This is a genomic window from Paenibacillus sp. J53TS2, from assembly GCF_018403305.1.
Lineage (GTDB): Bacteria > Bacillota > Bacilli > Paenibacillales > Paenibacillaceae > Fontibacillus > Fontibacillus rhizolycopersici.
The window spans coordinates 46,588-66,371 of sequence record NZ_BOSK01000001.1 but is presented as its reverse complement, the minus strand read 5'-3'; the positions used below and the strand labels follow the sequence as shown (position 1 = coordinate 66,371).

Here is a 19,784-nt window from a genome sequence, read left to right as displayed (position 1 = left end):
CGATGAAAGAGGCTGTAATCGTATCGACAGCTCGGACGGCGGTGGGCAGAGCCAAGAAAGGCAGCTTGACCCAAACGCGCGCCGATGATTTGGGCAAGATCGTGTTGGAAGCCGCGGTGGAGCGCGCTCCCGGCCTTAGCAAAGCGGATGTTGAGGACATCATCATCGGATGCGCGATGCCGGAAGGGGAACAGGGGCTGAACTTTGCGCGCATCATGTCCTTATACGCCGGGTTTCCGGTGACGGTGCCGGCTTTAACCATCAATCGCTTTTGTTCGTCCGGACTTCAGGCGATCGCTTTCGCGGCGGAACGGATCATGCTCGGGCAGGCCGATGTGCTGATTGCCGGCGGAGTAGAAAGCATGAGCCATGTTCCGATGACCGGGTTTAAGGTGTCGCCGAATCCGCGGATCGTTGCCGAGATGCCCGAGGTTTATATGGCGATGGGCCATACGGCGGAACGCGTCGCGGAGCGGTTTGGCGTCTCCCGCGAGGACCAGGATCGCTTCGCTTTGAACTCGCATTTGAAGGCGGCACGAGCGATCGCCGAAGGCAAGTTTAAGGAAGAAATCGTTCCATTTGAGGCAGAGCATCGCAGCCTGGATGAGCGCGGGAAAGTGAAAGCGAAGCGCTTTGTCTTCGATACCGACGAAAGCGTACGCGGCGTCACGACCGTGGAGGCGCTAGCCAAGCTGAAACCCAGCTTTAAGCAAGGCGGTACCGTGACTGCGGGGAACTCTTCCCCGATGAACGATGGGGCGGCGGCCGTCGTCGTGATGAGCCGGGAGAAAGCGGAATCGCTTGGACTTCAGCCGCTGGCGACGTTCCGTTCCTTTGCGGTAGCCGGCGTAGAGCCGGAGCTGATGGGCGTTGGTCCGGTGAAGGCGATTCCGAAGGCGCTTTCCGCAGCCGGCATCACCGTGAAGGATGTCGATCTGTTTGAAATCAACGAAGCGTTCGCCTCCCAATGCCTGCACGTGATCCGCGAGTTGGGCTTGGATGAGGACAAAGTGAACGTAAATGGCGGCGCAATCGCGCTGGGGCATCCGCTGGGCTGTACGGGCACGAAGTTGTCGATCTCGCTGATTCATGAGCTGCGCCGCCGCGGCGGCGGGTATGGGGTTGTGTCCATGTGTATCGGCGGCGGCATGGGTGCGGCTGGTGTATTAGAAGTTCATCCCATTAATTAAATGAAGGAGAGGATCGCATGAGCAACGAAACGATGGAAAAAATCGCAGGCGGAAGCTTCGTCATCGCGGACATTGACTGCAACCGGGTTGTGACGCCGGAGGACTTCAGCGAAGAGCAGCGGATGATTGGGGAGACGACGGAGGAATTTGTGAAGGCGGAAATCCTCCCGAGGGACGAGGAGATCGAGCATTTGAATTACGAGCTGACCGCTGATTTGCTGCGCAAAGCAGGCGAGGTAGGGTTGCTCGGCGCTGATGTTCCCGAGGCTTACGGAGGCATGGGGCTCGATAAAGTCAGCACGACGTTGATCAGCGAAAGGCTGACCAAAGCTTCTTCGTTCGCGCTTTCAGCCGGGGCCCATGTTGGGATCGGGACGCTGCCGATCGTATACTTTGGGACCGAAGCGCAGAAGCAGAAATATTTGCCGAAGCTGGCGACGGGCGAGCTGCTCGCGGCTTATTGCCTGACGGAGCCTTCCTCGGGCTCCGATGCGTTAGGCGCCAAAACGACGGCCGTGCTGTCGGAGGATGGCACGCATTATGTTTTGAACGGCACTAAGCAGTTTATTACCAATGCCGGTTTCGCCGACGTGTTCATCGTCTACGCCAAAGTGAACGGCACGGACTTCAGCACGTTTATTGTGGAGCGGAGCATGGAGGGGGTCAGCATCGGACCGGAAGAGAAGAAGATGGGGATTAAGGGCTCCTCCACATGCCCGTTGATTCTGGAAGACGTGAAGGTGCCGGTTGACAACCTTCTATGGGAAGTCGGCAAAGGGCATTTAATCGCCTTTAACATCCTGAACATCGGACGCTTCAAGTTGGCAGCCGGCTGCTTGGGCTCCTCTAAAGATGCGATCGAATATGCTTCGAAATACGCCAACGAGCGGACCCAATTCGGGCAAAAAATCTCGTCCTTCCCGCTGGTCGGCAAAAAGTTGGCGGAGATGAATACGCGTACGTTCGTGCTGGAAAGCATGGTGTACCGCACCGCCGGCCTGTTTGATATCGGGTTGGCTGAAGTGGATCATAGCAGTACCGACGTGGGATATCAATCGGCCAAGGCGATCGCCGAATATCAATTGGAATGCTCAATCAACAAAGTATTCGGCTCAGAGGTGTTGGATTTCGTTGCGGACGAAGGAGTGCAAATCCACGGCGGTTACGGATTTACGCAGGAGTATCGGATCGAGCGGATTTACCGCGACTCGCGGATCAACCGGATTTTTGAAGGCACAAACGAAATCAACCGCCTTCTGATCCCTGGCAGCTTGGTGAAACGCGCGATGAAAGGTGAACTGCCACTGCTCCCTGCTGCACAGAAACTGCAATTGGAGCTGATGGAGCCGATGCCAAGCCGGACTTTCGAAGGGACGCTGGAGGAGGAAGCGCATTTGCTGTCCATGTCCAAAAAGATCTTCCTGATGGCCGGAGCTCAGGCCGTGCAGAAATATCAGTTGAAGCTAGAGCGTGAGCAAGAGGTACTGAGCCACTTGGCGGATATCATGATCGCCATTTATGCGATGGAAAGTGCGCTGCTCCGCACACAGAAGCTCATTGCGAGTGCCGGTGAAGACAAAGCGGCGCTGCCAATTGCGATGACGAGTGTGTTCATCCACGAAGAATTCGGCAAGATCGAAGCTTGGGCCAAAGAAGCGTTAAGCTACATGGAACAAGGGGACCTGTTGCGCACCCAGCTGTCCATCCTCAAGAAATTGACAAAGCGTTCGGCGATGAATACGCTATCATTAAAACGGCAAATCGCCGCCAAAGTGATTGAAGCAGAGAAATACGTTTTGTAAAATTTGCGAGGTTGGGAGGCAGGCGTATGACAAGGAAACCTTGGCTGAAGTTTTATCCCGCTGAAGTACCGCCCACCTATGATTATCCAAAGCAAAATCTCGCGCATTTCCTGGAACTTTCCGCCGATCGGTATCCCGAAGTAACGGCTCTGGAATTCATGGGAAAGAAAATGACGTACCGTGTTTTGTTGGAACAGACATACCGGTTTGCGAATGCCCTGCGGAAGCTGGGCATTCGCAAGGGCGACCGGGTAGCCATCATGCTGCCAAATTGCCCGCAGGCAGTGATTGCTTATTACGGAACCTTGATGATGGGCGGCATTGCGGTGATGACGAACCCGCTTTACATGCCTAGGGAACTGGAACATCAGCTTAACGATGCCGGTGCCCGCGTCATGGTCACGCTCGATCCACTTGTCGAACGCGTGAGGACAGCGACAAAGCTGCGCCCGCTGGAATACATCATTGCGACATCGATCAAGGATTATTTGCCTTTTCCCAAGAATCTCCTTTATCCGATCAAGGCGAAGAAAGACGGGATGGCCGTCCATTTAAACTACAATGACCGGCTGCTCGCGTTCCCCGCATTTCTTACCGGCGGAAGCTCTGAGCCCTGCCGTGTCGAGCTTGATCCTGAACAGGATTTGGCCTTATTGCAGTATACCGGCGGGACGACGGGGTTTGCCAAAGGCGTCATGCTGACGCATATGAATTTGGTAGCTAACACGATACAAAATCAGCTTTGGTTCTACCGTTCCCGTCTGGGGAAAGAGAAATATTTGGCCGCGCTTCCTTTTTTTCATGTGTTCGGGATGACGGTGTTGTTAAATCAATCGATCGCTTTGGGTGGTACTTTGATGCTGCTGCCGCGCTTTGACATCAATCAGGTACTTCAGACGATCCATAACAAGAAACCTACGGTATTCCCAGGTGCGCCGACGATGTACGTGGCTATTATTAACCACAAAGACATTGCGGGGTACGATTTATCCTCGATCAATGTGTGTGTAAGCGGTGCGGCACCGCTGCCGTTAGAGGTGCAGACCCGGTTCGAGGAGGTGACCGGAGGGAAACTGATCGAAGGTTACGGATTGACTGAAGCTTCGCCCGTCACCCATGCCAACAACATCTGGGAGACACGGAAGAGCGGGTCGATCGGCATTCCTTTTCCCGACACCGACGCCATGATCGTGCATCCGGACACGCTCGAGGAAGTTCCGGTCGGTGAAATCGGGGAGCTCGCCGTACGTGGTCCCCAGGTGATGCGCGGGTATTGGAACCGTCCGGAGGAGACGTACAAGACCCTGCGCGACGGTTGGTTGCTGACCGGCGACTTGGGACGGATGGATGAGGATGGTTACTTCTATATCCTGGACCGACGCAAGGATTTGATTATTGCCGGCGGTTATAACATCTATCCGCGTGAAGTTGAAGAGGTACTGTTTGAGCATCCGGATGTGGAGGAGGCGATCGTCGCCGGTATTTACGATCCGTATCGGGGAGAGACTGTCAAAGCCTACATTGTCTTAAAGGAAGGTACTCCTCCGGATGCGGACGCCATAAAGCGTTGGTGCAAGGAAAAGCTGGCCGCCTACAAAGTGCCGAAGGTTTATGAGTTCCGCGACAGTCTGCCCAAAACGCTTGCCGGTAAAGTGCTGCGCCGCAAGCTCGTAGAAGAGGAAGCGGAACGACAGCAACCGCCGCGAGCGAATTAAGCGGAGGTCTTGGGAGACTTGAAAGGTCAGTCAACCGAGGACGAGAAAAATACGCGGCGATAAGAACGGGAGGTCGTAAGAAATGAAAGCGGATTCAGAAGAACTGCGGCAGCGCCTGGAGCTTTGGAATCAAGCCGCGGTCGGTTCGTTCGTCGATTACCTTGGCTGCCAGGTGGAAGAAGCGGACGAACGCAGGGTAGTTATGACCTTGGACATCCGTCCGCAACATCTCAATTTGATTGGCATCGTGCATGGCGGCGTTCACGCGACGCTGATCGATTCGGCCATGGGACTGCTGGCGATGATCGCTAAGCCCGAAGCAAGCGTCGTCACAACGAATTTGAACTTGAATTATGTGGCAAAAGCCGAACAGGGACGGATAACCGTGACTGCGGAGATGGTCCACGTATCGCGCAAATCGGTGACGACGATGGCGTATGCCCGGCTGGACCAGGGGGAAATCTGCGCCTTTGGGACGGGAACGTTCCGCGTGACCTGACAGCTTGGGTGATTGCCTCGGCGCGGGAGGCTTGATCTGTGCATATGGTAAATAGATGCAAGCCATATGCACAAGGAGGAGCCTATGAACCTATTAATGGTGGCGCCCGAGCAAATACCGGTTCCCGGCAGCGGTTCCGTGGAAATCAGCATGCTGGCTATCGCCAGACAGCTGGCGCTTAACCACACGGTAACCTTAATCAGCAGAACAGGCCGTGGTCTGCCACATGTCAGCAGGATGGGGAGACTCACGATCGTCCGTGTAAACACCGGCAGCCCAAGCCGCTATATCGCATCGGTCCTGCGATACATCCGGGGACGGCGCTACGATTTGATCCAGGTCGATAATCGCCCGCATTACATGGCCAAAATCAAGGCCATGTTTCCTCATACTCCAGTTACCCTATTTCTGCATTCACTAACTTTCGTAAAATCTACGGCGCGGGTGAACGAAAGTCTGGGTAAAGCGGATCTGATCATCGCTAACAGCGACTCGCTTAAAGCGAGTTTGGCCGCGCGTTTCCCTCGCCATGCGGGGAAATTACGCAAGGTCCATCTCGGCGTCGATACCGGCCGGTTCAGACCGGCGGAGGGGAGAGCCAGCCGTTCGGGGGGCCGGTTCCGCGTGTTGTTCGCCGGCCGGGTGATCCCGCGGAAAGGGGTCCCGGTGCTGATTCGGGCGGTCGGACTCGCTCGTCAAGAATATGGAGCGATCGACCTCACGGTCATCGGAGGCGGCCGGCCAGGTTATATAAAGGAACTAAAACGGTTGGCACGAGCAAGAGGGGTTCCGGTGAGGTTCACCGGAAAAGTTCCGCATCGCGCCATTCACCGCAAGTTCCGCGAGGCCGACTTGTTCGCATGCCCCTCCCAAGAGCATGAAGCGTTTGGACTCGTAAACGTTGAAGCGATGGCTTCTGGGCTTCCCGTCGTTGCTTCTAATATTGGAGGGATCGGGGAGATCATTAAGCATGGGGCGAACGGTTATCTGGTAGACGCGTATGCCAAACCGGCAGATCATGCCAAGTGGATTCTGAAGCTAGCGCGAGATCGCGAGCTGGCTGCGAAGTTGTCCAGGCAAGCGCGGAAGGATGCCGTTGAGCGGTTTAGCTGGAAGCAAACCGCCGGGAAGCTGATGGGAATCTACAAGCAGTTTGGCTCTTGAACAAACGAAAACCGGACGGAAGGCATCAGTAGGATTGCCATTTCCGTCCGGTTTCGTTTGTTTGTGTTTATTTATATTTTCCATAAGCCCGGGCATATTTCATGATCGTGCGGAAGATACTCTTGTCCTTCAGTTTCCGGAAGATGAAGGGGTCAGGGGAAGTATTGACCTCCAGGATCCAGGGACGCAGCTTTTGGTCAATTGCCACATCTACCCCGATTTCTCTCAGCCCGGGAAACGTGATTTTCAAGTGATCGGCTATATCCTCGCCAAAATCCTGCAGCGTACTCATGTATGACTTGAGGCGAGGCCCCTTCAGATACGGAGTGAGCAACTTCTCTGCAGCCACGAGCTTTCCGTCGCTGTGATAGTTGGTGACGATTTTCTTCGGATGAGCTAATCTGCCGATGATCCCTGTCGTTGTCCAGACTTTCTGCGGGGTGCGCTGAACCATAACGCGCAGGTCAAATCGACGTTGGTCGTATTTGAGAAGATCGATGCCTTGCTGAATGAGGTAACTGCCTCGAAATTTATGCTTCTTGATCGAAGCGTATAACTCGTCAATCGAACCGTAGGATCGAACGATTTTCTCAAGCTGGAATTGGTAGCTTCCCTGCCGTTGGTGAGGTCGGTATTCCGCTCGCATGACCCCATTTCCCCAAGTGCCGTTCACGGGTTTAACGTAGACCATTTTATGCTTCATTAGCATATTTGATAGATGTTCTTTACTGAATCGGCGAGTTTCGGGGAGGTAGGCCCGCAGCTTGCTGCTTTGCATTAAGACCGCGTTCTTTTTCCATTTACTTGTGACATGACGTGAGTGCCGTGAAGATTTCATAAGTGAATATCCCCTTCAATTTCATATAGGGTAGTGTATTCTTCTGTCTCGCAAAGGGAGAAGATGATCACCTAGTGTACCGGAAAATAGACATTAGCAGTTTTGTCGTACTTTGACGTAATTAGTTCAATGACATATAATTGTTATGACAACTATATGAGAGGGCGAAATTCGTATGACGACGGATCAATCGCAAAGCGAACTGGCGGTGGGATTTATCATGGGCGTCTCTTACCGAAAAATCGTAGCTTTGCTCCAGCATCGGCTGAAGGGCTATGATATCACGGCGGAGCAGTGGTCCGTGCTGAACCAGATCGATAGAGCAAACGGCTTGATTCAGAAGGAGATCGCGGATCGCACCGGGAAAGACAAGCCGACGACAACCCGTATTATCGACCTTCTGGAGAGTAAGGGGTTGGTATTCAAGGAACCGGGGCGGCAGGACCGTAGATCCTTTTTTGTCTACAGTACGGAGCGGGGGAAGGAGATCATCCGGGAAACGGCGCCGATCGAGCAAAGCGTGACCGATGAGGTCAAGCGGATGATGAGCGGTGAGGAGTACGAATTGTTGATGGATTTGCTTCAACGCATTCATGTCCATTTCAGCGATTCCCAATTTGACGAAGTAGAGAAATAAGGGCAAGGAGAAGGAGAGAGAGATTATATGAGCTTACCATCGAATCAACAACCTGAATCGGAACGGCTTTGGACGAGATCGTTTATTTCATTAACGATCTCTGCTTTTTTGTTGTTCTTAAATTTGCATATGCTATTGTCGACGTTTTCGTCTTATGTAAAAAGCGAGTTTGCCGCAAGCGATCTTCAGGTTAGTCTTGTGACCAGCGTATTTGCCGGGTCGGCCATCCTAACGCGGTTTCTGGCGGCGGGGCTGCTGCGCAAACTATCGCCCAATGTGCTATTGTTCATCGGGTTAATTATTGCGGCGGTGGCGACGGTCCTCAACAGCGCTGCCGGATCGGTAGGCACTCTTCTGCTGGTCAGGGCCGTTTACGGGATCGGCTTCGGTATTGGTAGTACGCTGCTGCCAACCTTTGCCTCGCGGATCATTCCGCTCCAACGCATGGGGGAAGGTATTGGATACTTCGGGTTATCCAGTAGCCTGGCCATGTCGATCGGTCCGATGATCGGCTTGAATGTCATGCGGGAGTTAGGTTTTGGAACACTCACGCTGATAGGGACAACTGCCGTGCTGCTAATGTTTCCGTTGTTGCTGCTAACTCGGGCGCTTCCCGCGATTCGGCCGATGAAAGAGAAGGAGCAGCGGCAGCCCAGAGCGACGCAGGGCGAAGAAGATACCAACGCGAAACAACGTCCGGCGTTTAACCGTGGGCTTGTGTTTCCTGCTCTGCTAAATATGATTCTAGCTGTTACCTACAGCGGGCTCTTGAGTTTTATAGCGCTGTTCGGCGAGTTTATCCACTTGGATCAGGTCGGATTGTTTTTCCTGTTTAACGCTGTGACGGTCGTCCTCATTCGTCCGATCTCCGGGCGGATCTTTGACGCCAGAGGTCATGCCGCCGTTCTGATCCCGTCCGCGCTACTCGTGATCGCAAGTATGTTCATCCTTTCCTACACAACGAACCTGCCAATGTTAATCCTATCGTCGCTGCTGTACGGACTAGGTTTCGGTGCGATCCAGCCGACGATTCAAGCCTGGATGCTTCGTACTTGCAAGCCCGAGCAATACGGGAGCGCTAACAGCATGTTTTATAACTCCATGGATTTTGGCGTCGCTGTTGGCGCCGTTATTTTGGGAGCTATCGCTTCCGGAACCAACTATGCCGTAATGTACCGATATTCCGCAGGATTTATGGGATTGTTCCTGGTGTTTTATCTCGTGGTTGAGTGGACGAAGCGTATGCGCCGCATGCAGCGGGAGGCTTCCTTGGACCCTAGCGATAATCAGGCTGATTACAACATGCAAAGCTCCGGCATTTAGCCGGAGTTTTTTTGTTGGGATGTGAACCCCTCCCCTCCGAACGCATACCTAATTTGGATTTGGCACATATTACAAATTACAACAGCTTAGATCCGGAGGCACGGAATGAGAAGAATCAACCGAAATCGGCCGCCCCATATCCGGCGGAAGGACAAAGCGGAATCGATCACGGAGGGACCCAATGAAGCGGCTAGCCGTCCAATAGACGGGCCCCCAAGCGATACGGTCGTTATGATCCAGGAAGCTTTAGGAAACAGCCCGGATGTCCATATCCGCAAAATGGCGAATGAGAAATTTGTCGTCAGTTATATCGACAGCTTGACTGATCCTAAGCTGTTAAGCGAGCTGATGAGTAACCTCGAAGACATGATTCAAGAAGGGGGAGAGGCCAGTTCGAAGGAGCAGTTCGCGGATTCCATTAGCGCGGGAAGCGTAAAGCTGGCAAGCACAGAGCGCGAGATGTTATCCGGCATGCTAACCGGAGCAGCGGCAGTCCTTGTTGAGGGAGTGGAAGGCGCCCTGCTTGTATCCATCCCCGGCGGATCGCGACGATCCGTCGAAGAGCCGTCCTCCCAGACCGTGATTCGCGGACCGAAGGAAGGTTTTACGGAAGACATCTCGACGAACTTATCACTCATCCGCAAACGGCTGAGAACGCCGGATTTGCGCCTTGAAAATCGTGTCATCGGCACATATACCCAAACTCGGGTAGTCGTGGCTTATATCCGGGGAATCGCCCAGGCTTCCGTAGTGGAGGAAGTCTTGAAGCGGTTGGATGCCATCGATACCGACAGCATTCTGGAGAGCGGTTATATCGAAGAGTTTATTCAAGACCGTGCCTTCACTCCGTTTCCGACGATTATAAATACCGAGCGTCCCGATACCGTAGCCGGTTCTATATTGGATGGACAGGTCTCCATCCTTATTGACGGTACTCCTTTTGCGTTGGTTTGTCCGGTGACGTTTTTTAAGTTTTTCCTATCCAGCGAAGACTATTACCAAAGGTACGATATTTCTTCTTTTCTGCGGAATATTCGTTTGTTTTCCTTCTTGGTCGCGATGCTGCTCCCATCCCTGTATATTGCGGTTACGACGTTTCATCCGGAGATGCTCCCCACCACGATGCTAATTAGCATCGCGGCCCAGCGTGAAGGCACGCCGCTTCCGGCGCTCCTGGAAGCGATGCTGATGGAAATTACCTTCGAGGTGATTCGGGAAGCCGGCGTTCGAATGCCGCGGGTAGTGGGTCCTGCGATTTCGATCGTGGGAGCGCTGGTATTGGGACAAGCCGCAGTTCAAGCCGGACTTGTCTCTGCCGTTATGGTCATTATCGTGTCGTTTACGGCCATTGCTAATTTCGTCATTCCTACGTTTGCCATGTCGTCGGCTGTGCGGCTGATTCGCTTCGGTCTCATGATTTTGGCAGGGAGTTTTGGTCTATATGGGATCTTGTCCGGCATAATCCCCTTGCTGATGCATTTGGTCTCGCTTCAATCTTTTGGAGTTCCTTATTTCCTGCCGGTCGCTCCGCTAAGCTGGTCCAACATTAAGGATGTGTTTATCCGTTTGCCTTGGCCCAGAATGAATAAGCGTCCGGAATATATCAGTATCCAAAATCAGGTGAGACAAGGGAACGGTCCGAAAGAGGACCCAAATAAATCCTAGGAGAGTGCGAGATGCGCCGAATCTTGTTGTGCTGCGCTGCCGTCCTTGTGTGCATGGCGACGGCAGGCTGCTGGAACCGCACGGAGTTGGACGAATTGGGCATTACCGTAGCCAACGGCTTTGATCGCAGCGGAGATGAATGGGAGATGACTTATCAGGTGATCGTCCCGTCGGCTAGCGGGGCAAGCCAAGGCGGAGGAAGCGCCGGCGGCGGCTCTCAGCCGAGCGTGTACGTGTTCACGACGAAGGGAAATACGATTCGCGAGGCCGCCGACCGAGGATATACGGAAAACCCGCGCCGGTTGTATTTCGGTCATACCGACATCATCGTGATCGGGAGGGAGGTCGCCGAAACGGGCATTGAGCAAATCCTCGATTTGTATTTTCGCAACATTGATGCTCGCGAAACCGTGCTCGTTGCCGTGACGGATGGCAAGGCAAGAGAAATATTACGTAAAATGGTCCCTCCGGAAAAAATTCCGGGTACGGCTCTGGCCGAGATTTTGCGGAAGCAAAACAGCTCCTCTTCTTATTTTCCAGTCGTTAATGTATTTCAAATGGCTCAGAAGCTGGTTTCCGACGCACAGACGGTCGGTGTACCGGAGATCATCGTCACGAAAGGAAACGCCAAGGCGTTGGAATCGCTGGACGTCAATAAAACCACTTCGCCACCCGTTAAGATGAAGGTTGAACGGTTGGGTGTGCTTCATCAAAACCGGCTCGTCGGGTACCTATCCCGCAACGAGAGTTACGGAATCTCGTGGCTGACGAATCAAGTCAAGGGCAGCACTCTATCCTTCTCCTGCTCGGGAGCTCAGACCAAGAAAAAAGATGGAACAGTTCGGATTACCAGCGCCAAAACCAAGGTGACGCCGATCCGGTCCGGGGAGCAGCATTACAACATGCAGGTGGATACGGAAGCGAGCGGCGATTTGCTGATGGAATTTATGTGTGCAGAGGATTTGTCCAAGCCGCAGAGCATTAAAGTAATCGAAAAGGCGGTGGCGGAGGAGATAAGGAGCAAAATCGAATTGGGATGGGAAGCGAGCCGTAAACTGCGGGTCGACTTGCCCGGATTCGCCGATAAAATCCATCGCAAAGATCCGAAGACATGGAAGAAGCTGCAAAACGACTGGAGCGAGGAGTTAACCCGGATCGAATTGGACATCCGCGTAAAGGTGAAGTTGCAACGTCCCGGCCTGACCAAAAAATCGTTCGATACTTTGTTGAATCAGGACTCGGAGCAGAAATGAACCGGAGGAAGGAAGGAAGGCGTGCCTCATGGGCTTTAAGAAGAGTAGACTGCCGGAGTTTATCTCCAGCTTCGCGTTGTTCGAGGTCGGAAGCACCACCTTATTTCAGATCGGCGCCGAAGCGAAGCAGGATGCCTGGCTGGTGATGCTCCTGGGGGCGCTGGCCGGGTTGCTGCTGCTCCTGATGCATCTGGCCATTCACCGCCTCGACCCGAAGCGGGACTTATTCGAGTTATGCCGAACCTATTTCGGCAAGGTTGCCGGTACGGTCTTCGGTAGTGTTTTTGCGGCGTATTTCGCCTATGAGGCTTCGCGCAACCTGAGGGATTTAGGTGAACTTGCCTCTTATATGCTATTAAATCGAACTCCTATTGGGATTATCATCCTGATCGCCACCCTGGTGATCGCCAACAGCGTCCGATATGGACCTCATGCCGTGTTTCTGAGCTGTCTGGTCATGATCCCATTCATCATGATCAGTTATTTTATCCTCATCTCGATGATTGCGGGGGTTGGCTTGATCCATGTCGAGAACATGCTCCCCGTATTGGAGAACGGACTTCAACCCGTGATGAAAAACGTTCCAGACGTCATATCATTCCCGTTTGGGCAGACCGTGCTGTTTCTGGTCTTTTTTCCGATGATCCATGATGAAAAGAAGCTCCGCAGGTCCATTCTGGTCACATACGGATTAACCGCGTTATTCCTGATCCTTGTCAATCAGATCAATGTTCTGGTGTTAGGCCCAAAGCTGGCGGAGACGCTCACGTTCCCTTTATTGCAGGTCGTTCAGCAGATCGAATTGGTTGAGGTATTCGAAAGAATGGATATTCTCTTCGTACTCGTCCTGTTTATCGGACTGGGAACCAAGCTGGTTCTCTTCTATATCGGGGCGGTGGCAGGGGGCTCGCGGATCACTGGCACGCCTTATAAAAAGTGGGTTATCCCGTTTGCGATCGCGATTCTCGGGATGTCGTTTATCTCTCCCAATTTTACGCACCACCTGTGGGTAGGAATCGACGTCGTCCTGAAATGGTACCCCATCATCCAAATAGGGTTGCCGGTGATCCTGATGATCCTCATGCTGGTTCGCAAAAATAAAAGGGGAGGGGAGGAAGAGCAGCAAATGGTCTAGTTTTACTCCTGCCTCTTGCAGTCCCCTCCCCAAGTAGCCGTCTATTTCCCCTTGCGCGTCAGCTCGGAGAGACGATCCCACTCCTCGTCCGTGACCTCGGCAAGATCGTTGAATTGGCCGGCGCCCCGCAACCATTCGCCGCCGTCAATTGTGATGACCTCCCCATTGATATAGGCTGCGGCGTCCGATAGTAGAAAGGCGGCTAGGTCCGCCAATTCCTCAGGGCGGCCGGTTCGGCCAAGCGGGACGCGTCCCAGCATCTTCTCCGCAAGTTTTGGCGTCGGTGAGAGGCGGGACCAGGCTCCCTCGGTCGGAAACGGACCGGGAGCAATTGCTACCTGGCGGATGCCGTAAGGAGCCCATTCGACGGCCAGCGAGCGGGTCAGGGCCAAGACGCCAGCTTTGGCTGCCGCGGAGGGTACGACGTAACCCGAGCCGGTCGAAGCGTAGGTGGTGGCGATATTCAGCATTGTCCCTGTTCGTTCCTGCTCAATCCAACGTTTCCCGACCTCCAGCGTCATATAAAACGTGCCGTGCAGCACAATGCCCAGCACGGCGTCGACGGCGCGCGGTGACAAGCGTTCTGTCGGACTAATGAAATTACCAGCCGCGTTATTGACCAGCGCGTCGATGCTGCCGAAATGTTGCCAGACGGTGTCGACACAGGCGCGTACCTGTTCGGGATCGCGCACATCGCAGCGCTGTGCGAGCACCTCGCCACCGCAGCCGGCCGTCATCTCCTCAGCCGCGCTGCGCAATACTTCCTCACGACGTCCGCAGATGGCGACCTTCGCCCCGAGCTGCAGGAACCGTTCCGCCATGGCCCGGCCTAGTCCTGTGCCGCCGCCGGTAATCAGGATTGTCTTTCCCTTTAGCAGACCCTTCGCAAACGCTTCCATAAATCCACGCTCCTTGATCGATTTTTGCTTCTGATACAAAGATATTCGTCTGCTAAGCCTGTTATCCTGTTCTCGGGGAGCAAAGAAAGGCATAAAAAAAGCAGGAACCCAAGCGGGCCCTGCGGACAGTTCGTGGAAGCAGCCATTATTTCGCGGAATCCGTGTCGGTAAACGGCACCGGCTTGGCGACCCATTCATCCGCTTCCGGTTCGATATCCACGCCGTTCTCCATTTTCTTCTTCTCGGCTAACGAGTCGCCTTGTTGGTCCAGTTTATTCCGCAACTCGGCCTCATCGCGTGCCTGTTCATTCTGATGTTCCATGTTGATCCTCCTTATGTCGGTCTGCATTGGTGGCATTACCCTTCTTTAGGGTATCCCGATCGCCGCATTTACAAACATCATGTTTCGGAAGGAGTTGTCCGGTTTATTATCGTTGGGATTTGTAATAAAATACAAGTAAGACATCCTTGCTGCTTCATGATAAGCAATTCCGAAGACGCTTAACGAAAGATTAGGTTTACACTTTCGATTTGAGGAGGAATGAGATGATGCTCCAAAAGGTTTGTCTTTTCTTGTTATGCCTGTTCGTTACGGCCTCCGTGGGGGCGGTAGGTCCGGCTTCTTCGGCTTCCGCAGCTGGCGAACTGAAGCCGTTCCCGCAGCAGGTCAGCTATCCGGGCATTTTGAAGCCCAGCCAAGTGACCCAAGCCGCGATGAATCAGGCGGTTACAGCCTACTATGACTATTGGAAAGCGACTTATCTCAAAAGTAATTTAACTTCTTTGCCTGGCGGTTATTACGTGAAGGGAGACATCACCGGCGATCCTGATGGATTTACGGCGCTCGGTTCCTCAGAAGGCCAAGGCTACGGCATGATTATTACCGTACTGATGGCCGGATATGATCCGAACGCCAAGGCGATTTACGACGGGCTGTTCAAGACGGCTCGCGCGTACAAAAGCAGCGGCAACCCGAACTTGATGGGTTGGGTTGTGGCCGACAGCAAAGCAGCCCAAGGGCATTTTGGCTCGGCCACCGACGGGGACCTCGATATCGCGTACTCGTTGATTTTGGCGCATAATCAATGGGGGTCGGGCGGGTCCGTCAATTACTTGCAGGAAGCGAAGAAAATGATCACTGACGGCATTAAAGCCAGCTACGTGACGTCCGGTTACCGCCTGAACCTGGGCGATTGGGACGGTAAAGACGCCCTGAATACGCGCCCATCGGATTGGATGCTTAGTCATCTGCGAGCCTTTTACGAGGTGACCGGAGATGAGACGTGGATTCGTGTAATTGACAATCTATATGACGTGTACCAGCAGTTTACATCAACTTATTCGCCGAATACGGGACTTATTTCCGACTTTGTGGTGGGTGATCCGCCGAAGCCGGCTCCGGAATGGTATCTGGACGAGTTCAAGGAAACGAATCAATATGCTTATAACGCCAGCCGGGTGCCGCTGCGCATCGTCATGGATTACGCTTTCTACGGCGATCCACGAGCGAAAGCGCTAGCCGATAAAATGGCCGGCTGGATCAAAGGGAAAACCGGCGGATCTCCGGCTAACATCAAAAACGGATATAAACTTGACGGTACGGCTTTTGGCGATTATGCCACCGCGGTGTTCGTCTCTCCCTTCATCTCAGCGGGAACGGCGAACCCCGCGAACCAGGCATGGGTGAACGCCGGCTGGGATTGGATGAAGAACAAAAAAGAGGATTATTTCAGTGACAGCTACAATTTATTGAATATGCTGTTCCTTACAGGCAACTGGTGGAAACCTGGAGGCTCACCGGTACCGGAAGCACCTAACCTAGCCCTGAATAAAACGACCGTCTCCAGCACGGTTGAAGGGGTTGGATTCGAATCGGGAAAAGCGGTGGACGGTAACCAGATGACGAGATGGGCTAGCCGAGAAGGCAATGACCCGGAATGGATTTACGTTGATCTGGGTTCGGTGCAGCAAATAACCGGCGTCAAATTGCGCTGGGAGGTAGCTTACGCCAAGCGATATAAAATCGAAATCTCTAGCGACAGCGGGTCGCCCGAGCATTGGCAAGAGGTGTATTTGACCTCAAGCGGGGATGGGGGACTCGACGAAATTCCTCTGGCTCCCCAGGCGGCGAGGTATGTCCGCATGTACGGCATCGAGCGGGGGACACCTTACGGCTATTCGCTTTACGAGTTCGAAGTTACGGGGCAGTAAAAGAAGAGGGTTCGGGAACGCCAATACGGTATGGCGGTCCCGAACCCTTATTTGTGATGGGGCTAAATCATCAGAATTTCGCGAATTTCCCGCTCAGTTAGCGCGGATAACGTCTCCTGTCCTGGCTTTAGTACCTCTTCGACAAGGTTTTTTTTCTTTTGCTGCAGTTCGTACATTTTATCCTCCACGGTGCCTTGCGCGACCAGACGGATGACCTGAACGATATTTTTCTGTCCGATCCGATGGGCTCGGTCTGCGGCCTGTTGCTCGACCGCGGGATTCCACCATAAATCGTAGAGAATGACCGTATCCGCGCCGGTCAGGTTTAAGCCGGTGCCGCCGGCCTTCAGCGAGATCAGGAACATGTCGCGTTCTCCGTCGTTAAATCGGTTGCAGAGCTCCACCCGTTCGGCCGCTGGGGTTTTTCCGTCGAGATAAAAGAAAGGTTGCCCCCGATAACCCAGCTCACGGCCGATAAGCCCAAGCATCTCCGTAAATTGGGAGAAAATCAGCACGCGCTTGCCGGCGCTTTGGCATTCCTCAATCATTTCCATCAACTGATCGAACTTCGCCGAACCTCCGTCATACCCGTCGACGAACAGCGACGGGTGACAGCAAAGTTGCCGCAGCCGGGTCAACCCGGCTAAAATACGAATGCGGTTTTGACCGAAAGTGTCCTCGTCCAAATGTTTGAGTGTCTCCTGCTGCAGCTTGGCCAAATAGGCAAGGTACAGCTTCTTTTGTTCCGGGAGCAACTCCGAAGCCTGGAGGGACTCGATCTTCTCCGGAAGCTCCTTCAGCACGTCGATTTTCAACCGCCGCAAGAGGAAGGGGCGAATTCGTTTCGCCACCGTCTCCCGGGATAGATCGTTAAACGCTTGCCGGCTTGGGAACAATTCGGGAAACACGGCGCTGAAGATCGACCACAATTCTTCCAGCGAATTTTCCACCGGGGTACCGGTCAAGGCGAACCGATATTTTGCCTGTAAGCTCTTCACCGCTTGGGCCGTTTGGCTGGCGTAATTTTTGAAGCTTTGGGCTTCGTCCAAAATCAACGTATGAAAGGACAGTTCGGCAAACTGTTCGATATCGCGGCGCAGTAACGGGTAGGAGGTGATGATCACATCCGCCTGCGACGCTTCACGCAGCGTCCGCACCCGTTCAGCTTTGCTCCCATCGGCGATGACCGCCTTGATATCCGGAGCGAATTTCGTCAGCTCATTACGCCAGTTATATACCAACGAAGCAGGGGACACAATCAGCGCCGGCTGACCGGACTCGGCGATTTCCGGCAGTACCGAGACGAGGAAAGCGATGCTTTGCAGCGTCTTTCCTAGTCCCATATCGTCGGCGAGAATGCCGCCAAAGCGGTAGTGGGCCATCGTTTTCAGCCATTGGTAGCCATAGGCCTGGTAATCTCGAAGTACGTCGGAAAGCTGCGGCGGTACCGGAAAATCCAGATTGTCGGGATGCTGCAGGTTATGCAGCAGCTCACGGTAAGCTTTGCCGAGCTTCACCGTCCCGCCTTGTCCTTGGTCATCCCGGATGTGTAATCCACGAAGTACCGGCAGCCGGAACTCCGGTCCGTGGATCTCGCTTTGGCGCAAACCGAATTCGTTTAAGAAGCGAACAATGTCCTGAAACTCCTCGCTTTCCAGCGGCATGAGCGCTCCATTGGGCATCCGGTAATAGCGACGTTTCTCCTCCAGAGCTTCTAGCAAGCCGCGGATTTCCGATTCACCGATGCCCGTCATGCTGAAGCGGAACTCCAACCAATCCGTTCGCTCGTCCACTTCAACGGAAATTTTCGGCGGACGAAGATCAGGAATCAGCCGTGTTTTGACAGCCGAGGTCGCATAGATCTCCGCCAGCTTCTCGAGTTCCGGCATGACATGGTACAGGAACTCGTATTCCGCCTCCTCATTGTCGAGAAAATAGGCGCTTTCCGTTCGCGCAAACAAGCCGGACTCCATCAAATCGAGGATTTCCCGCTCCCGTTCACCATCGCGAAGGAGAATCAAATCGGTCCCTCTCTTTGAGCCAGGCTCTTCCAAAGGGTTGAACACAACATCCCCGTATTGGAATTCCAAGCCGGCCAGCAATCGATCTTTGACCCGGTCGAGATACACCCGGGCTTTTAACTGAGTTCGTACCATACGAGAAGCGACTTTTTGCTCAACGTTTACCGATCCAAGCTTCATCAGACCAGGCAGCACCCGTTCTACGAAAGGCTCAATTTGATCGGGCGAGATCAGGATATGCTGCTTCCGGGCGGTTGCGAGCATATGCTTCATCTCGGCGAGACGACGGGTTTGCGCCGGCGGTCGCCGGATAAGCTTGCCTTCCGACAGAATGACGCCGTAGGCATCCAACACCGTCACCTCATCGAGGCCCTGTGCGGAAAATTGATAGCTTTCGTCACCGGACTGACCAAGCTCAAAACTTAACGGCAAGGTTTCGTTCGTCACCGTTAGGCCCGGCCATATTTGGCCGTCATGTTCCAAATGCACGAGTGGTGCCTGAGTTAGCAGGGGAAGAAGACCGTCCCAAAAAAACGGCGGCACCGGCAGCAATCGATCGGAGTGACCGTAGGATTTGGCGGTGTATCCCCCTAAGCTTTCCTGGTACATCTGCTCATTACGCTGGATCTCCGCTAGTTTCTGCAGGATCGCTTCATCCTCCGGCCTGAAGGCGTAACGTTCCGGATCGTAATTAAAATGCTTGGAGAAGCTGTACGGCTCGCGCCGCGAGATTTTATCGAGAAAATCACGAATGTTCTTGACGATGTAAAGCCGCTTCTCGCCGATTTTTAGCTCCAGTCCGAGCAAGTATTTACGATATCCGTAAGGCACCGGTCGGAGCGTAAATTCGGCTTCCAGCGGCGTCCGCTGGTCGAACCTCACTCCTGTCCGGAGCGGCGGCTGGGCGTTCTCTTCGAACAAGCGCATCATATCTCGTGCGATCCAGATATCGCGGGAGGGGATGTCGCCGGGTTGTTTCTTCTGCATCATGCTTAAAGATTCGTTCCAAGCCTCCCCTGCGAAATTCAGGTCGTCGCCCTGCGTCCAGTCCTCTTGCAGTAATGACCGGGAGGGACGAACCGGTGCCTTGCCGCCCTGCAGCATGTCGTGCACTCCGAGCAAGACGGCGGCAATATGTTTGCAGTAGTTATTATAAGAGTAGAAGGCGGGGCAATTGCATTCCGCATGCACGTCGCCGTGTTGATCGATCTGCAGCGCAACATGATAGTGGCCGGTCCCGGACACCGCCGCTTCATAAACGCGGGAGCCGTGGTCCATTCGGAGGAAGGTTACCTTGCCGGTTCGGTAATAAGCCTCTCCGCGCTCGTAAGCGATCCGGCCGCATAACAATTTGATGACGCGCTGCGTTAATTGTAAGCTCATGGATTGATTCCTCTCTCGGTCATTTCCGTTCGTCAGGTGTTCGCCTTTT

The 19,784-nt window shown here is 53.7% G+C and carries 15 protein-coding genes and 1 pseudogene; 12 read left to right on the top strand and 4 right to left on the bottom strand.

Features of this window, described 5'->3' with window-relative positions; all coding sequences use genetic code 11:
• Positions 1 to 2: 2 nt before the first annotated feature.
• The 5 genes from KJS42_RS00295 (at position 3) to KJS42_RS00275 (ending at position 6,370) form a co-directional block, all read left to right on the top strand.
• Positions 3 to 1,190, top strand: a complete 1,188-nt coding sequence (locus tag KJS42_RS00295) for an acetyl-CoA C-acyltransferase (protein WP_213621659.1) — start codon at positions 3 to 5, stop codon at positions 1,188 to 1,190.
• A gap of 17 nt (positions 1,191 to 1,207) precedes the next feature.
• Positions 1,208 to 2,992 (top strand): acyl-CoA dehydrogenase family protein, encoded by a 1,785-nt coding sequence (locus KJS42_RS00290; RefSeq protein ID WP_155608125.1) that lies wholly within the window; start codon positions 1,208 to 1,210, stop codon positions 2,990 to 2,992.
• A gap of 26 nt (positions 2,993 to 3,018) precedes the next feature.
• Entirely contained in the window at positions 3,019 to 4,707 is a 1,689-nt protein-coding gene (locus KJS42_RS00285) for an AMP-binding protein (protein ID WP_213621658.1), read from the top strand.
• A gap of 82 nt (positions 4,708 to 4,789) precedes the next feature.
• Positions 4,790 to 5,206: a PaaI family thioesterase gene (locus tag KJS42_RS00280; RefSeq protein WP_155608127.1), complete on the top strand. Its 417-nt coding sequence runs from the start codon at positions 4,790 to 4,792 to the stop codon at positions 5,204 to 5,206.
• Positions 5,207 to 5,290: 84 nt separating this feature from the next.
• Positions 5,291 to 6,370: a glycosyltransferase family 4 protein gene (locus tag KJS42_RS00275; protein ID WP_213621657.1), complete on the top strand. Its 1,080-nt coding sequence runs from the start codon at positions 5,291 to 5,293 to the stop codon at positions 6,368 to 6,370.
• A gap of 67 nt (positions 6,371 to 6,437) precedes the next feature.
• Here the strand turns inward: KJS42_RS00275 and KJS42_RS00270 are convergent, their stop codons facing one another.
• Entirely contained in the window at positions 6,438 to 7,148 is a 711-nt protein-coding gene (locus KJS42_RS00270; RefSeq protein ID WP_244868374.1) for a YheC/YheD family protein, read from the bottom strand.
• Positions 7,149 to 7,383: 235 nt separating this feature from the next.
• Here KJS42_RS00270 and KJS42_RS00265 point away from each other — a divergent pair, with 235 nt between their 5' ends.
• From KJS42_RS00265 to KJS42_RS00245, 5 genes are all read left to right on the top strand, one after another.
• Positions 7,384 to 7,845, top strand: coding sequence for a MarR family winged helix-turn-helix transcriptional regulator (locus KJS42_RS00265; protein ID WP_155608130.1), 462 nt, complete (start codon positions 7,384 to 7,386; stop codon positions 7,843 to 7,845).
• A gap of 27 nt (positions 7,846 to 7,872) precedes the next feature.
• Positions 7,873 to 9,168 (top strand): MFS transporter, encoded by a 1,296-nt coding sequence (locus KJS42_RS00260; RefSeq protein WP_213621655.1) that lies wholly within the window; start codon positions 7,873 to 7,875, stop codon positions 9,166 to 9,168.
• Between the two features lie 105 nt (positions 9,169 to 9,273).
• Positions 9,274 to 10,833 carry a spore germination protein gene (locus KJS42_RS00255; protein ID WP_155608132.1) on the top strand — a complete coding sequence of 520 codons (1,560 nt, stop codon included), beginning with the start codon at positions 9,274 to 9,276 and terminating at the stop codon, positions 10,831 to 10,833.
• Between the two features lie 11 nt (positions 10,834 to 10,844).
• Positions 10,845 to 12,086 (top strand): Ger(x)C family spore germination protein, encoded by a 1,242-nt coding sequence (locus tag KJS42_RS00250; protein WP_155608133.1) that lies wholly within the window; start codon positions 10,845 to 10,847, stop codon positions 12,084 to 12,086.
• Positions 12,087 to 12,114: 28 nt separating this feature from the next.
• Positions 12,115 to 13,221: a GerAB/ArcD/ProY family transporter gene (locus KJS42_RS00245; RefSeq protein ID WP_155608134.1), complete on the top strand. Its 1,107-nt coding sequence runs from the start codon at positions 12,115 to 12,117 to the stop codon at positions 13,219 to 13,221.
• Positions 13,222 to 13,262: 41 nt separating this feature from the next.
• Here the strand turns inward: KJS42_RS00245 and KJS42_RS00240 are convergent, their stop codons facing one another.
• Entirely contained in the window at positions 13,263 to 14,120 is an 858-nt protein-coding gene (locus tag KJS42_RS00240; protein ID WP_155608176.1) for an SDR family oxidoreductase, read from the bottom strand.
• Positions 14,121 to 14,265: 145 nt separating this feature from the next.
• The gene (locus KJS42_RS00235) at positions 14,266 to 14,442 is read right to left on the bottom strand and encodes a hypothetical protein (RefSeq protein ID WP_167521278.1); all 177 of its coding nucleotides are present in this window, start codon (positions 14,440 to 14,442) and stop codon (positions 14,266 to 14,268) included.
• 308 nt (positions 14,443 to 14,750) lie between these two features.
• On the opposite strand from KJS42_RS00235, the pseudogene KJS42_RS00230 reads away from it, so the two are divergent.
• Together KJS42_RS00230 and KJS42_RS23045 are read left to right on the top strand one after the other, a co-directional pair.
• A pseudogene (locus tag KJS42_RS00230) lies at positions 14,751 to 15,908 on the top strand (family 8 glycosyl hydrolase); the annotation flags it as partial.
• A gap of 36 nt (positions 15,909 to 15,944) precedes the next feature.
• The gene (locus KJS42_RS23045; protein ID WP_280516397.1) at positions 15,945 to 16,331 is read left to right on the top strand and encodes a discoidin domain-containing protein; all 387 of its coding nucleotides are present in this window, start codon (positions 15,945 to 15,947) and stop codon (positions 16,329 to 16,331) included.
• A gap of 62 nt (positions 16,332 to 16,393) precedes the next feature.
• Here KJS42_RS23045 and KJS42_RS00225 read toward each other — a convergent pair whose 3' ends face one another.
• On the bottom strand, positions 16,394 to 19,735 hold the full coding sequence (locus KJS42_RS00225; RefSeq protein WP_213621653.1) for a DEAD/DEAH box helicase: 3,342 nt from the start codon (positions 19,733 to 19,735) through the stop codon (positions 16,394 to 16,396).
• Between the last annotated feature and the right edge of the window lie 49 nt (positions 19,736 to 19,784).